Source organism: Xanthomonas sp. NCPPB 3005 (assembly GCF_041228095.2).
In the GTDB taxonomy this organism is placed as follows: domain Bacteria; phylum Pseudomonadota; class Gammaproteobacteria; order Xanthomonadales; family Xanthomonadaceae; genus Xanthomonas_A; species Xanthomonas_A bonasiae.
In genome coordinates this window covers 3,507,384-3,523,091 of record NZ_CP166096.2, presented here as the reverse complement: position 1 = coordinate 3,523,091, position 15,708 = coordinate 3,507,384, and the positions used below count along the sequence as shown (strand labels likewise).

The 15,708-nt window shown below is 69.8% G+C and carries 9 protein-coding genes; all 9 read left to right on the top strand.

The genetic code is table 11. From position 1 onward, the window contains the following. The 9 genes from AB8810_RS15205 to AB8810_RS15165 all read left to right on the top strand — a co-directional run bounded on the left by AB8810_RS15205 (window position 1) and on the right by AB8810_RS15165 (window position 15,537). Window positions 1–1,593, top strand: a complete 1,593-nt coding sequence (locus AB8810_RS15205; RefSeq protein WP_369914104.1) for an aldehyde dehydrogenase family protein — start codon at window positions 1–3, stop codon at window positions 1,591–1,593. Continuing rightward, window positions 1,590–2,798 carry a M24 family metallopeptidase gene (locus AB8810_RS15200; protein ID WP_369914103.1) on the top strand — a complete coding sequence of 403 codons (1,209 nt, stop codon included), beginning with the start codon at window positions 1,590–1,592 and terminating at the stop codon, window positions 2,796–2,798. Before AB8810_RS15205 ends, AB8810_RS15200 begins: the two co-directional genes overlap by 4 nt. Window positions 2,799–2,862: 64 nt before the next feature. Then, a complete protein-coding gene (locus AB8810_RS15195) occupies window positions 2,863–4,692 on the top strand; it encodes a DUF885 family protein (RefSeq protein ID WP_369914102.1) in 1,830 nt (609 codons plus the stop codon). Continuing rightward, the gene (locus tag AB8810_RS15190; RefSeq protein WP_369914101.1) at window positions 4,689–6,515 is read left to right on the top strand and encodes a DUF885 family protein; all 1,827 of its coding nucleotides are present in this window, start codon (window positions 4,689–4,691) and stop codon (window positions 6,513–6,515) included. Before AB8810_RS15195 ends, AB8810_RS15190 begins: the two co-directional genes overlap by 4 nt. A gap of 190 nt (window positions 6,516–6,705) precedes the next feature. Then, a complete protein-coding gene (locus AB8810_RS15185; RefSeq protein ID WP_179563886.1) occupies window positions 6,706–8,277 on the top strand; it encodes an APC family permease in 1,572 nt (523 codons plus the stop codon). Between the two features lie 114 nt (window positions 8,278–8,391). Continuing rightward, complete coding sequence (locus AB8810_RS15180; RefSeq protein WP_369914100.1) at window positions 8,392–10,728, top strand: DPP IV N-terminal domain-containing protein; 2,337 nt, start codon at window positions 8,392–8,394, stop codon at window positions 10,726–10,728. 134 nt (window positions 10,729–10,862) lie between these two features. Next, complete coding sequence (locus tag AB8810_RS15175) at window positions 10,863–12,416, top strand: DUF5597 domain-containing protein (RefSeq protein ID WP_241092794.1); 1,554 nt, start codon at window positions 10,863–10,865, stop codon at window positions 12,414–12,416. A 40-nt stretch (window positions 12,417–12,456) separates the two neighbouring features. After that, on the top strand, window positions 12,457–12,765 hold the full coding sequence (locus AB8810_RS15170; protein WP_179563889.1) for a flagellar basal body rod C-terminal domain-containing protein: 309 nt from the start codon (window positions 12,457–12,459) through the stop codon (window positions 12,763–12,765). Between the two features lie 402 nt (window positions 12,766–13,167). Then, a complete protein-coding gene (locus AB8810_RS15165; RefSeq protein ID WP_369914099.1) occupies window positions 13,168–15,537 on the top strand; it encodes a Tat pathway signal protein in 2,370 nt (789 codons plus the stop codon). Window positions 15,538–15,708 lie beyond the last annotated feature (171 nt).

The window sequence follows — 15,708 nt, the reverse complement described above, 5'->3', positions numbered from 1 at the left end:
ATGAGCATGCAGCCGCTGTTGCTTGCCGGCCATTGGCAGCCGTCGCTGGAAGCGCGCGGCAGCTTCCGCGCCGAGGACCCGCGCGACGGGAACGCGTTCGGACCGGAGTTCCCGGTCAGCGGCGCCGCCGATCTGGAAGCGGCGCTGAGCGCGGCGGTGCTGGTCGCCGACGCGCTGGCCGCGGCGGCGCCCGAACGCATCGCCGGGTTCCTCGACAGCTACGCCGCGGCGATCGATGCCGACGTGGAGCAGTTGGTCGCGCTGGCGCATGCCGAGACCGGCTTGCCGGTCGAACCGCGCCTGGCCAAGGTGGAGTTGCCGCGCGCCAGCGGGCAGTTGCGCCAGGCCGCGCAGGCGGTGCGCCGCCATAGCTGGACGCAGCCGGTGATCGACACCGCCGCCGGCCTGCGCGCGCAGTTGGGGCCGCTGCACAAGCCGGTGCTGGTGTTCGGCCCGAACAATTTTCCGTTCGCGTTCAACGCGGTGGCCGGCAGCGATTTCGCCTCGGCCATCGCCGCGCGCAATCCGGTCATCGCCAAGGCGCATCCGTCGCATCCGGCCACCAGCCAGCGCCTGGCGCAGCTCGCGCACCAGGCCCTGCTGGACAACGGCCTGCCGGCCGCGGCGGTGCAGTTGCTGTACCACTTCGACAACACGCTGGGCCTGGAACTGGCCGGCGATCCGCGATTGGGCGCGATCGGTTTCACCGGCAGCCGTGCCGGCGGACTGGCGCTGAAGGCCGCGGCCGACCGTGCCGGGGTGCCGGCCTACGTCGAGCTGTCCAGCGTCAATCCGGTGTTCCTGCTGCCGGGCGTGCTGGCCGAGCGCGGTACCGCGCTGGCACAGGAATTCTTCGCCTCGTGCACGATGGGCAGCGGCCAGTTCTGCACCAATCCCGGCATCGTGGTGGTGCCCGAGGGCGAGGACGGCGATGCGTTCGTCGCCGCGGCCAGCGCGCACTTCGCCGGTGCCGCGCCGAGTCTGCTGTTCTCGCGCGGCGTGCTCGAGCACCTGCAGCGCGGCGTGGCCACGCTGCGCAATGCCGGCGCCGGCGTGCTGGCCGGCGGCGACGCCGCGCCGGAGCCGGGCTATCGGCATGCGCCGACCTTGCTGGAAGTCTCAGCGCAGGCCTTCCTGCGCCAGCCCGAGGCGCTGCAGACCGAGGCGTTCGGTCCGGTCAGCCTGGTGGTGCGTGTCGACGGCCTGGCGCAGATGACCGCGCTGGCGCACAGCCTGGAGGGCAACCTCACCGGGACGCTCTACCGTGCGGCCGACGGCAGCGACGACGTGCTGTTCGCCGCGATTGCCGCCGCGCTGCGGCCGCGGGTGGGACGCCTGATCTGCAACAAGATGCCGACCGGCGTGGCGGTCAGCGCGGCGATGAATCACGGCGGTCCGTACCCGAGCACCGGCCATCCGGGCTTCACCGCGGTCGGCATGCCGGCCGCGATCCGCCGCTTCGCCGCGCTGCACAGCTACGACGGCCTGCCCGATGCGCTGCTGCCGGAACTGCTGCGCGACCGCAATCCCGGCGGCGTGCAGCGGCTGATCGACGGCCAGTGGAGCGTCGCCGACGTGGAGCGCGCGGCATGAGCGCCAGCGCGCAGATCGGCGGGCTGAGCCTGGCCATGGCGCATGCGCAGCTGGCGCCATGGCCGGCGCAGGCGCCGCCGATCCAGCCGCAGGAATATCAGCAGCGGCTGGCGCGGGCGCGCGAACTGCTGCGCGCGCAGGGCGCCGATGCGCTGCTGATCGGCGCCGGCGCCTCGCTGCGCTATTTCACCGGCGTGCCGTGGGGCGCCAGCGAGCGGCTGGTGGCGATGCTGCTGACCGCCGAAGGCGATCCGCTGCTGATCTGCCCGGCGTTCGAGGAAGGCTCGCTGGACGCGGTGCTGCGCATCCCGGTGCGCAAGCGGCTGTGGGAAGAGCACGAGGATCCGCATGCGCTGGTCGCCGAGGCGCTGAGCGAACTCGGCGCGCAGGCGCTGGCGCTGGATCCCGGCATCGCCTTCGCCGTGCACAGCGGGTTGAGCGCGGTGCTGGACCGGATCGCGATCCGCGACGCGACGCCGATCGTCGATGGTTGCCGCATGCGCAAGTCGGCGGCGGAACTGGCGCTGATGCAGCAGGCCTGCGACATGACCCTGCAGGTGCAGCGGCTGGCCGCCGGGCTGATCCACGAAGGCATCACCACCGCCGAACTGGTGCGCTTCATCGACCAGGCGCACCGTGCGCTCGGCGCCGACAACGGTTCCACCTTCTGCATCGTGCAGTTCGGCCACGCCACTGCGTATCCGCACGGCATCCCTGGCGTGCAGGCGCTGCGTGCGGGCGAGCTGGTGCTGATCGACACCGGCTGCACCGTGCACGGCTACCACTCCGACATCACCCGCACCTACATCTTCGGCGAACCGAGCGAGAAGCAGCGGCGCATCTGGCAGCTGGAACACGATGCGCAGGCGGCCGCGTTCGCCGCGGTGCGTCCGGGCGTGAGCTGCGCGGCGGTGGACCAGGCGGCGCGCGAGGTGCTGCAGGCGGCCGGCCTGGGCCCGGACTATCGCCTGCCGGGATTGCCGCACCGCACCGGCCATGGCTGCGGCATGAGCATCCACGAGGCGCCGTACCTGGTGCGCGGCAATGCGCTCGCGCTGGCGCCGGGCATGTGCTGCAGCAACGAGCCGATGATCGTGGTGCCGGGCGAGTTCGGCGTGCGCCTGGAGGACCATTTCTACGTCACCGAACACGGCGCGCAGTGGTTCACGCCGCCGTCGCCGGCGATCGATCGGCCGTTCGCCTGATGCAGGCGGCGGCCGCCGGCACGGTGCCGCCGCAGAGGTTCCATTCGCTTACCGGAGTCCGTCGATGAGATTCGCCCGCCTGTTGCTTCCCTGCGCGCTGGCCGCGGCGTTGCTGGCCGCCTGCCAGCCGGCCACGCCGCCCGCCTCGCCGCAGCCGGCGGCCGCGGCGGGTACACCGGCGCAACAGCCGGGCCAGGCCTTCGCCGCCTTGCTCGACGCGCAGTGGCAGTACCAGCTCGAGCACCATCCCGAGTTCGCCAGCATCATCGGCGACACCCGTTACAACGACCGCTGGAGCGATTACTCGCCGGCGGCGTTGCAGGCCGAACGACAGGCCACCGCGGATTTCCTGAAGCGTTTCGAGGCGATCGACGGCAAGGCGCTGTCGGCGCAGGACCAGCTGAGCCTGCAGATGATGCTGCGCCAGTTGCGCGACCGGCTGGAAGCGATCGCGCTGAAGAACGACGAGATGCCGCTGGAGCCGGTCGGCGGCATCCAGCTGGCGCTGCCGGGTTACGCGCAGGCGTTCCCGTTCGCCAGCGTCAAGGACTACGAGGACTACATCAAGCGCCTGCAGGCGATCCCGGTCTTGCTCGACCAGGTTGTGGCGCTGTCGCGCGCCGGCGCCAAGGACGGGCTGGTGCAGCCGAAATACCTGCTCGAGCGGATCCCGGCGCAGGTGCGCGCGATCGCCGCGCCGGCCGGCGCCGACAGCCCGTTCGCGTTGCCGCTGAAGAGCTTCCCCGACGCGGTGCCGGCGGCCGAGCGCACGCGCCTGCGCGAGGCGATGCTCGCGGCGATCGACCAGCAGGTGCGTCCGGCCTACGCCAAGCTGGCCGATTTCGTCGCCGACGAATACGCGCCGCAGGGCCGCGCGCAGGAAGGACTGTGGTCGCTGCCCGATGGCGAGCGCCGCTACCGCTACGCGATCCATACCCAGACCACCACCGACAAGTCGCCCGAGCAGATCCATCAGATCGGCCTGGCCGAAGTGGCGCGCATCGAAGGCGAGATGAGCGCCATCGCCAAGCAGCTCGGCTATGCCGACCTGCCTGCGCTGCGCAAGGCGGTGGCCCGCGACCGCAAGTTCTTCGCCAGTTCGCGCGAGCAGATCCTGCAGCGCTACCGCGACGACATCGCGCAGATGCAGCCGCAGCTGCCCAAGCTGTTCGGCACCTTGCCGAAGACGCCGCTGGAAGTGCGTGCGATGGCCGAGTTCCGCAGCACCGCACCGGGCGCCGAGTACTGGCAGAGCGACGCGCAAGGCAGCAAGCCGGCGCTGGTGATGGTCAACACCAGCGACTACGCGCAGCGCACCCTGGTCAACATCGAGGCCACCGCGTATCACGAAGGCGTGCCCGGCCATCACCTGCAGATTTCGCTCGCGCAGAGCCTGCCGCTGCCGCCGTTCCGCCAGCAATCCAGCTACAACGCCTACGTCGAAGGCTGGGCGCTGTATGCGGAGCGCCTGGGCAAGGACGTGGGCTTCTACCAGGATCCGTACAGCGACTACGGCCGCCTGGCCGGCGAACTGCTGCGCGCCAACCGCCTGGTGCTGGACACCGGCGTGCACTACAAGCGCTGGACCCGGCAACAGATGATCGATTTCTTCCACGCGCATCCGTCCGACGACGAGCCCAGCATCCAGGCCGAGACCGACCGCTACATCGTGTGGCCGGGCCAGGCGCTGGGCTACAAGCTCGGCGAGCTGGACATCCTGGCGCTGCGCGAGAAGGCCAAGCGCGAACTCGGCGCACGCTTCGACATCCGCGCCTTCCACGACCAGATCCTCGGCGGCGGCGCGATGCCGCTGGACCTGCTCGACGCCCGCATCGACGCCTGGATCGCGCAGGCCAAGGCCGGCGCGGCCGCCACTTCGGAGAAAGCGCAATGAGCCTGAATTCCCGACTTCGCGCACCGCTGTTGCTGGCGATCGTCTGTGCGCTCGCAGGGCAGGGCGTCGCCGCTGCCGCAGAACCCGCGCCACCCGCCGCGGCCACGGCGAGCAGCGACGCCGGCACGCGTTTCAAGGCGCTGTACCTGCGCGAGTGGAAATGGCGCCAGGAGCAGTCCGCCGGCGCCGACGACGAAGACAGCCAGGGGGCGGCAGCGGATCATTTGCCCAAGGTCGATCTGGCCACGCAGAACCTGCGCACCGCGTACTGGCAGCAGGTGCTGCGCGAACTGGATGCGATCGACCAGGCGCAGCTGTCGGCGCAGGACCGGGTCAACTACCAGGTCTACCGCCAGCAGATCGCGGTGTTCCTGGACCAGCAGCACTTCCGCGCCTGGGAGATGCCGTTCAACAGCGATACCGCGTTCTGGAGCAATCTGGGCTTCAGCGCCCGCGCCACGCTGCGCACCCGCGACGACTACCAGCGCTACCTGAAGATCCTCGCCGACATTCCGCGCTACTTCGACGAGCAGATCGTCAACATGCGCGCCGGCCTGGCGCGCGGTTTCAGCCAGCCGAAGGTGACGTTGACCGGCCGCGACCAGTCGATCGCCGACGTGGCCAACGCCAGCGGCGAGGCCAACCTGTTCTACACCCCGTTCAAGCAGATGCCGGCCAGCATCCCGGCCGACGTGCAGGCGCAGCTGCGGCAGCAGGCGCTGGACGCCATCGCGCACAGCGTGGTGCCGGCCTATACCGACCTGCTGCGCTTCATGCGCGAGGAGTACCAGCCGAAGGCGCGCAGCACGCTCGCTGGCGAGGCGTTGCCCGATGGCAAGGACTACTACCGCGCGCAGATCCGCGAGTTCACCACGCTGGACCTGTCGCCCGAGCAGATCCACCAGATCGGGCTGCGCGAAGTGGCCAAGCTGCGCAAGGACATGGACCAGACCATCGTCGCCAGCGGCTTCGTCGCACCGAAGGGGCAGCCGACCTTCCCGGCGTTCCTGAAATTCCTGCGCACCGATCCGCAGTTCTATCCGAAGACGCCGGAGGAACTGCTCAAGCAGGCGGCGTGGATCTCCAAGCGCGTGGACGCCAAGGTCGGCGACTACATCGGCCGCCTGCCGCGGCAGCGCTTCGCGATCGAGCCGGTGCCGCCGGACCTGGCGCCGTTCTACACCGGCGGCCGTGGCGGCCCGGGCATCTACCTGGTCAACACCTACGACCTGCCGTCGCGTCCGCTATACAACCTGACCGCGCTGACCCTGCACGAATCCTCGCCTGGCCACGCGCTGCAGATGCCGCTGGCGGCCGAACAGCAGGGCTTGCCGGACTTCCGCCGCTACGGCTACATCTCCGCCTACGGCGAAGGCTGGGCGCTGTATTCGGAATACCTGGGGCAGGAGATGGGGATGTACGACACCCCGTACGACCGCTTCGGCTACCTGACCTACCAGATGTGGCGCGCCTGCCGGCTGGTGATCGACACCGGCATCCACCACAAGGGCTGGACCCGCGAACAGGCGCAGGCCTACCTGCGCGACAACACCGCGCTGAGCGAACACGAGGTCACCACCGAGGTCGACCGCTACATCGCCTGGCCGGGGCAGGCGCTGTCGTATTACCTGGGCGAACTGAAGATCATCGAGTTGCGGCGCAAGGCCGAAACCGCGCTCGGCGAGAAATTCGACATCCGCGCCTTCCACGACGCGATCCTGGAAACCGGCTCGGTGCCGCTGCCGGTACTGGAGCAGCGCATCGACCGTTTCATCGCCGAGGGTGGCAAGTCGCCGTGGGCGCAGGAGGCGCCAAAGCAGTAGGCACGCTGAAGCCCCTCTCCCCCCGGGAGAGGGGTTGGGGTGAGGGGACGGCGCGAAGCCTCGCAGGGTCGAAACGACACGAGGCTGCGACCGTACCCTCATCCGCCCCTTCGGGGCACCTTCTCCCGAGGGGAGAAGGGACAACTGCAGGTAGTTAGGAATCGGTTACAACCTTTCCAGCGGGGGCACCATGACCACACAAGGCAAGTTCCACAAGCGTCTGAGCCTGACCGACCTGACCTTCATCGGGCTCGGTTCGATCTTCGGCTCCGGTTGGCTGTTCTCGGCCAGCCATGTGTCTGCCATCGCCGGCCCGGCCGGCATCGTGTCGTGGATCGCCGGTGGCGTGGCGGTGCTGCTGCTGGGCCTGGTGTATTGCGAACTGGGCGCGGCGCTGCCGCGCGCCGGCGGCGTGGTGCGCTACCCGGAGTACTCGCACGGCGCGCTGCTCGGCTGGCTGATGGGCTTCATCACCCTGATCGCGTTCTCCAGCCTGATCGCGATCGAGGTGGAGGCGGCGCGGCAGTACGCCGCGGCCTGGTTCCCCTCGTTGAACCAGGCCGGCAGCACCCATCCCAGCGTGGCGGGTTGGCTGCTGCAGTTGGCGCTGCTGGTGGCGTTCTTCCTGCTCAACTACTTCAGCGTCAAGACCTTCGCCACCGCCAACAACATCGTCAGCGTGTTCAAGTTCCTGGTGCCGGTGCTGGTGATCGTGCTGCTGATGGCCCACTTCAATCCGCAGAACCTGCACGTGCAGGGCTTCGCGCCCTCGGGCGCGGCCGGCGTGGAGGCGGCGATCTCGGCCGGCGGCATCATCTTCGCCTATCTGGGGCTGACCCCGATCGTGTCGGTGGCCAGCGAGGTGCGCGATCCGCAGCGCAACATCCCGATCGCGCTGATCCTGTCGGTGGCGCTGTCCACGGTGATCTACGTGCTGCTGCAGCTGGCGTTCCTGGGCAGCGTGCCGTCGACGTACCTGGCGCAGGGCTGGGGCGGCATCGACAAGGCGTTCGCGCTGCCGTACCACGACATCGCGCTGGCCCTGGGCATGGGCTGGCTGGCGGCGCTGGTGATCTGCGATGCGATGATCTCGCCCAGCGGCACCGGCAACATCTACATGAACGCCACACCGCGCGTGGTCTACGGCTGGGCGCGCAGCGGCGGCTTCCTGTCGGTGCTGACCCGGGTCGACGCCAAGTCCGGCATCCCGCGTCCGGCGCTGTGGCTGAGCCTGGCGCTGTCGGTGTTCTGGACCCTGCCGTTCCCGTCGTGGGAGACGCTGATCCAGGTGGTGTCGGCGGCGCTGGTGCTGAGCTATGCGGTGGCGCCGGTGACCGTGGCCGCGCTGCGCCGCAGCGCGCCGCAACTGCCGCGGCCGTTCCTGTTGCGCGGCTTCGCCGTGCTCGGGCCGCTGTCGTTCATCGTCGCCGCGCTGATCGTCTACTGGTCCACCTGGAACACGCTGTCGTGGCTGCTCGGCCTGCAGGTCGCGATGTTCGCGCTGTACGTGCTGTATCGGCTGCCCAGCGCGGCCGGGCGCGCGCAGCTGTGGCGGCAGGTGCGCGGCGCGTTGTGGCTGATCGGGTTCTTCGTGCTGGTGCTGCTGGTGTCCTACCTGGGCACCTTCGGCGGCACCGGCCAGATCGCGCATCCCTGGGACACGCTGAGCGTGGCGGTGATCGCGTTCGGCTGCTACCACTGGGGCGCGCGCACCGGGTTGCGCAGCGACGAGCTGGCGCTGGAAGAAGACGACGGCGAATAGGTTGCCCGCTTTTTGTAGGAGCGGCGTCAGCCGCGACAGCATGCTGCAGAGCCCCTGTCGCGGCTGAAGCCGCTCCTACAGAAGGGCAGGGAATTCAGGGGATATCGGAACGCAATGAACAGATTCGCTGCATCGATCGTGCTGGCTGCGGTGTCTTTCGCCGGCCACGCCCAGGCCGCGCCCAGCGCCGCCGACTACCAGCGCTCGCTCGGCCTGCGCGAGGCGTGGATGACGCTGACCGAGAACGTGACCTGGCCGGCGCAATGGCGCGACGACGGCACGTTCTATTACCGCAAGACGGTGCCCGGCGGCTTCGCCTTCGTGCTCGAGGACGTGGCCGGCCAGCGCAAGCAGCCGGCGTTCGATGCGCTGCGGCTGGCGCGCGGGCTCAGCGTCGCGGCCGGGACCGAGTACCCGGCGCTGCGGTTGCCGTTCGAGCGCTTCAGTTATGCGGCCGACGCCGGCCGCGACAACGCCGCGATCGTGTTCCAGATCGACTACGTGCCGTGGCGCTGCACGCTCGCCGACTATGTCTGCGCGCGCGCCGATACCGGTCCGCAGCCGCGGCCGCGCGGCTTCGGCGTGGTCCGCGATCCGGCGGTGGCCGCGGACAACACGCCGCGGCGTTCGCCGGACGGGCGCTGGGACGCGTTGGCCGACGGCCACGATGTGGTGCTGCGCAGCGTCGCCGACGGCCACGTGCTGCGCTTGAGCGAGGACGGCCGCGCCGACGATTTCTACGATCCGGAAACGCTGGCCTGGTCGCCGGATTCGCAGCGGCTTGCGGTGTACAAGGTGCGTCCTGGTTTCGCGCGGCGGGTGACGCGAGTGGAGGCGGCGCCGTCCGGCGGCGGCCAGCCGCGCGTGCGCACCCAGCTGTATCCCAAGCCCGGCGACGCGGTGGATATCGAGCGGCCGGTGCTGTTCGATCTCGCCGGCGTGTCCGCAGGCGCAGGCGCCGGCGCGCGGCGCCTCGCCATCGACGATGCGCTGTTCGCCAATCCGTACCAGCTGTCGCCGATCCAGTGGCGCACCGACGGCCGCAGCTTCGTGTTCGACTACGTGCAGCGCGGTTTCCAGCGCATGCGCGCGATCGCGGTGGACGCGGCCAGCGGCCGCGCGCACGTGGCGGTGGGCGAGGACGCCACGACCTTCGTCTACGCCGATCGCAGCTATCGCCACGACGTGGACGGGCTCGGCAAGGAGATCCTGTGGATCTCCGAACGCGACGGCTGGCGCCATCTCTATCTGTTCGATGGCGAAACCGGCAAGGTCAAGACGCAGATCACCAAGGGCGCGTGGATCGTGCGCGACGTGCTGCGCGTGGACGACGCGCAGCGCCGCATCTGGTTCTCCGCCAGCGGCATGGATGCGGGCAAGGACCCGTACTACCGGCAGCTGTTCGCGGTCGATTTCGACGGCCGCCACCTGACCCGGCTGACCACCGCCGACGCCGACCACGACGTGGCCATCGCCGACGACGGCCGCCACTACGTGGACACCTATTCGCGCCCGGACCTGCCGCCGGTGATGGAGCTGCACGCCATCGACGGCACGCTGCTGCAGGTGGTGGAACGCGGCGACATCGGCAAGCTGCAGGCCGCCGGCTGGCGCGCGCCGCAGACCTTCGTGGCCAAGGGCCGCGACGGCCGCACCGACATCTGGGGCATGGTGGTGCGCCCGCGCGACTACGATCCGCGCAAGACATACCCGGTGATCGAGAACATCTACGCCGGCCCGCACGACAGCTTCGTGCCCAAGACCTTCTGGCCGTTCGGCTACCACTCCGGCGGCGACAAGCAGATCGGCATGCAGGCGCAGGCCGACCTGGGCTTCATCGTGGTGATGATCGACGGCATGGGCACCGCCAACCGTTCCAAGGCGTTCCACGACGTGGCCTGGAAGAACCTCGGCGATTCCGGGTTCCCCGACCGCATCGCCTGGCACAAGGCGCTGGCGGCCAAGGATCCGTCCTACGACATCAGCCGGGTCGGTATCTACGGCGCCTCGGCCGGCGGGCAGAGCACGCTGGGCGCGCTGGAACGGCATCCGGACTTCTACAAGGTGGGCGTGGCGTTCGCCGGCTGCTACGACAACCGCATGGACAAGATCAGCTGGAACGAGCAGTGGATGGGCTGGCCGGTGGACGCCAGCTACGCCGCCGCCTCCGGCGTGGACAACGCGGGCAAGCTGCGCGGCGAATTGCTGATGATCGTTGGCGAGCAGGACAGCAACGTCGATCCAGCCTCGACCGCGCAGGTGGTGGATGCGCTGATCAAGGCCGGCAAGGATTTCGACCTGTTGAACGTGCCCGGCGGCGAGCACTCGGTCGGCCGCTCCACTGGTCCGATCGACTACGTGCAGCGGCGCCAGTACGACTTCTTCGTGCGGCATCTGCTGGGCGCGCAGACGCCGCGCTGGAATGCCATTTCCACGGGAGACGCACAATGACCCACCGCCATCCGCACTTCCCTGTAGGAGCGGCTTCAGCCGCGACCGATATGTCCGAAGCCAGAATCCGTTCGGCCCCGGTGTCGCGGCTGACGCCGCTCCTACACAAAGCGTCGTCAGTCGTTCGCTACGCCATGCTGGCCATGCTGCTGCCGCTGCTCGCCCACGCCGAAGACATGCCGCGCTACGTCAGCCGCGACGGCCACCACGCGCTGTTCGTGGACGGCGCGCCGTACAGCATCATGGCCGCGCAGCTGCACAACTCCAGCGCCTGGCCGCAAGTGTTGCCGCAGGCGCTGGACGCGGTGCAGGCGCTGCATGCCAATACGGTCGAAGCGCCGGTGTACTGGGAACAGTTCGAGCCGGAGCCGGGCCGCTACGACTACCGCAACGTCGATGCGCTGGTCGAGCAGAGCCGCGCGCGCGGGCTGCGTCTGATCGTGCTGTGGTTCGGCACCTGGAAGAACGGGCAGATGCACTACGTGCCGGAATGGATCAAGCGCGATCCGGCCACGTATCCGCGCATGCGCGACGCCAAGGGCGAGCCGGTGGATGTGTTGTCGCCGCATGCGCCGGCCAATGTGCAGGCCGACGCGCGCGCCTTCGCCGCGCTGATGCAGCACCTGCGCAAGATCGACGCCGGCCGCTACACGGTGATCGCGGTGCAGGTGCAGAACGAACCCGGCGCGATCGGCACCGTGCGCGACCACGGCGCCGCCGGCGAGCGCGCGTTCGATGCCGCGGTGCCGGCGGAAGTGCTGCAACGGCTGGGCAAGCCGGCCGGTACCTGGACCCAGGTGTTCGGCCGCGACGCCGAGGAAATGTTCAGCGCCTGGAGCAACGCCAGCTACATCCAGCAGGTCGCCGCCGCCGGCAAGGCCGCGTATCCGCTGCCGCTGTACGTGAACACCTGGCTGCGCTACAAGGGCCGCACCAAGCCGGGCGAGGAATACCCGGCCGGCGGCGCCACCTGGAACGTGTTCGACCTGTGGCGCCTGGCCACGCCGGCAATCGACTTCATCGGCACCGACATCTACACCAGCGACTACGACGAATACACCAAGGTGGTCGGCCAGTACGCGCGCGCCGACAACCCGGCCTGGGTCTCGGAGACCGGCTTCGAGGCGGCGACCGCGCCGTACCACTTCCACGTGCTCGGCCGCGGCGGCATCGGCTTTTCGGTGTTCGGCATCGACGGCAACGAGGACACGCCGGAGAACCAGGCCGCGATCGCCGCGCATGCGGCCGGCTTCGGCCTGCTGGCGCCATTGCAGCGCGAACTGGCCGCCGGCGCGTTCGCCGGCACCTTGCAGGCGGCGGTGGAGAAGGCCGGGGTGCCGAAACAGAGCCTGCGCTTCGGGCCGTGGCAGGCGCAGGTGTCGTTCGGCGCGCCGGGCTGGGGCGAGGCGCCGGCGATCCTGCCCGGCACGCCGCAGCACGATGGCCGCGCGCTGGTGCAGGAACTGCAGCCGAACGTGTTCCTGGTCACAGGTTTCAATTCCCGCGTTGAATTTGTGCGCGACCGTGCCGATGGCAAGTACGGGCAACTGCTGCGCGTGGAGCAGGGCCGCTACGTCGATGGGCAGTGGCGGTTCGTGCGCCTGTTGAACGGCGACGAGACCGACTACGGGCTCAACTTCCGGCGTGCCGATCCCTACGTGCTGCGGGTGACCGTGGGAACCTACTGACCTTGCGGCCGCAACCCGGCCGCCCGACGAGCAAACGCGCATGAGTTCCATCGCCTCGGTGTCCTCGATCGCCCTGTCCGGCATGCGCGCCGCCGCCTCCGGCCTGCAGGCGCGCGCGAACAATGTCGCCAACGCCGCCACCGAAGGTTTCCAGCGTCAGGTGACGGCCAACCAGGAAGCACCCGGCGGCGGCGTCAGCGTCCAGGTGCAGGCGGCGGGCCGCGAGGGCAGCGATCTGGTCGACGACATGGTCGGCGGGCTGTCCGCACGCAACGATTTCCAGGCCAATGCGCGGGTGCTGCGCGCGGCCGACGACACCATCGGCAGCCTCCTCGACATCCTGGCCTGAGGCCGCGCCGCTCTCCCGCTCCCTGCGGGATCATGGCCCTCTTCTTTGGGGAAAGTGCCCCGCAGGGGCGGATGAGGGGACGGGCGTAGCCTCGTGCACCCAACTCCGCGAGACGCCCCGCGCCGGGCCCTCCCCCCTCAGCCCCTCTCCCGGTGGGAGAGGGGCTAGCGGCTGTCCCTTCTCCCATCGGGAGAAGTGCCCCGCAGGGGCGGATGAGGGTACGGACGCAGCCTCGCGTACCTGCTCCTGCGCAACCCGCAAGAGCAAGCACAAAGCCCGGCGCAGCTCCTGCACCCCACCCGGCGCTATGCAATTTTCCGCACCGATCCTCGACACAGCGCACAAGACGTCGCCGCACCTGCGGCGCACGATGATGCGCTATTGCTCATCGGGGGACGGTACATGGATCGGAGAGATTTCCTGCGTCAGGGGCTGGCGGTCGGCGCGGTGGCCGGTGTCGAAGCGCTCGCCGGCGGCATCGCCGCGCCCGCGAATGCAGCGCCCGCCGCGGCGCCAGCACCGGCCCTGCCACGCCTGCAGCCGCTGGCCGCCGATGCGCTAGCCGGCCACACCCTGCAATGCCGCTTCACCGAGGCCGGCGCGCAGTGGCAGGTGTACGAAGACCTGCGCAGCGCCGATGGCGACCTGACCCTGCTCGGCCCCGGCGGCGCGCTGGTGCTGGGCAAGCGCACCGAAGCGGTCTACCCCAGCGCGCAGGCGCCGTACTTCGGCATGAAGCTGGCCGACGTGGCGCTGGCCGAAGCCGATCTGCTCGCCGACCGCCTGCTGCGCGACGGCGATCCGCGCATGGACGAAGTGCGCGACGCGGCGCCGCCGCCGGCCTCGCAACTGGATCCCAAGGACTACAACGGGCGCCTGCCGTGGACGACCTTCGTCGGCACCCGCGAATGCGCCGACACCATGCCCGTGTATCCGGACGGCCGCACCCGCGCCTATCGCGCGCTGCACGCCTTTCCCGAGCTGGGCAAGGCCGAACTGGTCGCACGCCGCCACGAAGGCCTGATCGGCGGCTGGATGCCGGCGGTGCGCAAGGTGGTGCCGGCCGGCGAGGGCCGCTACTACGATGTGCTGCTGTTCGCCGACGTGCTCGCCACCGATCGCTTCATCGTGCAGACCTGGCACCGCAGCGCGCTGGTCGAGCACGGCCAGGTGACCAAGGTGGTGTACGGCTACAGCTATCCCGACTATCCGCCGCGGCGCGGTCCGCGCAGCGCCGAGGACTTCTACCGCGGCCTGCTCGCGTTCGCCGGCTACTGGCAGGGCCTGCTCGCCGACACCGTGCAGGCGCAACTGCCCGATGCGAGCTGGAGCGACATGGCGCGCTTCGCCTTCGCCCGCGAACTGGTGGTGCGCCCCGGCGGCACGTATCCGAAGTACGGCGCGGTCGATCGCGACTACTACGGCAACGAATACGACGGCTTCCAGGACACCTTCACCAGCTCGCTGTACGCCAACCTGGAGTGGGGCCGCTTCGCCCAGGCCGGCGCGGTGCTGGACGGCTACTTCAGCGACTTCGTGCAGGACGACGGCATGGTCAACATGCGCGGCGCGGAGACCGGCCAGTTCGGCCTGACCCTGTCGCTGCTGGCGCGCTACCTGCGCTACACCGGCGATGCGGCGCTGCTGCGCAAACACCGCGGCAAGATCGAAGCGACGGTGCAGATCCTGCTGGAACTGCACGACGCCAGCCTGAAGCTGCCGGCCAAGGCGCCCGGGCACGGCCTGATCCATGGCTGGAACGAATCCGACGCCTGCCTGTTCCCGGACCCGACCCTGTGGTGGAAGCCGTACTACGCCAACAGCGCGCTGGCGATCCGCGGTTGGCAGGACATCGCCGCGGTGTGGACCACGATCGCCGGACCGGGCGCGCAGGCCGCCGCGGCGCAGTGGCGGCGGCGCGCGCAACAACTGACCGCGCAGCTGCACACGACCCTGCGCGCCAATATCCGCCGCGACCTCAAGCCGGCCTACATCGGCCCGCTGCCGGGAGTGAAGCTGACCTTCCGCCAGTCGCTGCAGCAGGAGAGCCCCAGCGAGCAGGGCTGGCCGCACCGTGCCTACGCCGAACTGCTGCAGGCCGACGTGCTGCCCGACGAGCTCGCGCACCTGGTCGTCGATTGCGTGCGCGGCCACGGCGGCACCAGCCTGGGCGTGGTCGGCAACATCGCCCCGCCCACCCCGGAAGGGCGCGACCTGCTCGGCTTCATCTCCTACGGCTACGCGCAGCAGCTGTTGCGCCTGGACCGGATCGAGGAATACCTGCTGTTCCTGTACGCGCACCGCTACCACGTGCACACGCGCGGCAGCTGGACCGCGGGCGAGGTCAGCGGCATCACCGGCGGCATGCCGCTGTTCTGCATCCCGGCGCAGATGACCATCCCGCTGCTGCTGCGCTGGATGCTGGTGTTCGAGGACAGCGCCGGCGAGGAACTGTTCCTGGCGCGCGCGCTGCCGCGCGCGTGGCTGGGCAGCGGCGAGCCGATCGCGATCCAGGCCGCACCGACCCGCTGGGGCGCGGTGTCGTTGAGTCTGCGCGGCGATCCGGCGCGCAAGCGCATCGACGGCACGCTGAGGTTGCCTGCGCAGGCACCGGCACGCACCTGGCTGACCCTGCGTGTGCCGGCCGGCACGCAGCTGCGCGAGGTGCTGATCGACGGCCGCGCGGTGGCGCTGTCCGGGCCGCGCAACGAGCGCGTGCAGGTGCCCGCCGGCGCGGCGCGGGAAATGACGATTTCGGCCGCCTACGGCTGAGTGGCGAAAAAGTCGGAAATGTCCCGTTGCGCGTCGCGCAATGCGATATTCCGCACGTTTAACCGATAAATACGACAAGACGACGCCATCACGGTACGCGCACATTGTGTCCGTGCAATGAAGTCTCCGGGGGAGATTCCTGCACGATGCAGCGCCGCACGCAGCGGCGAC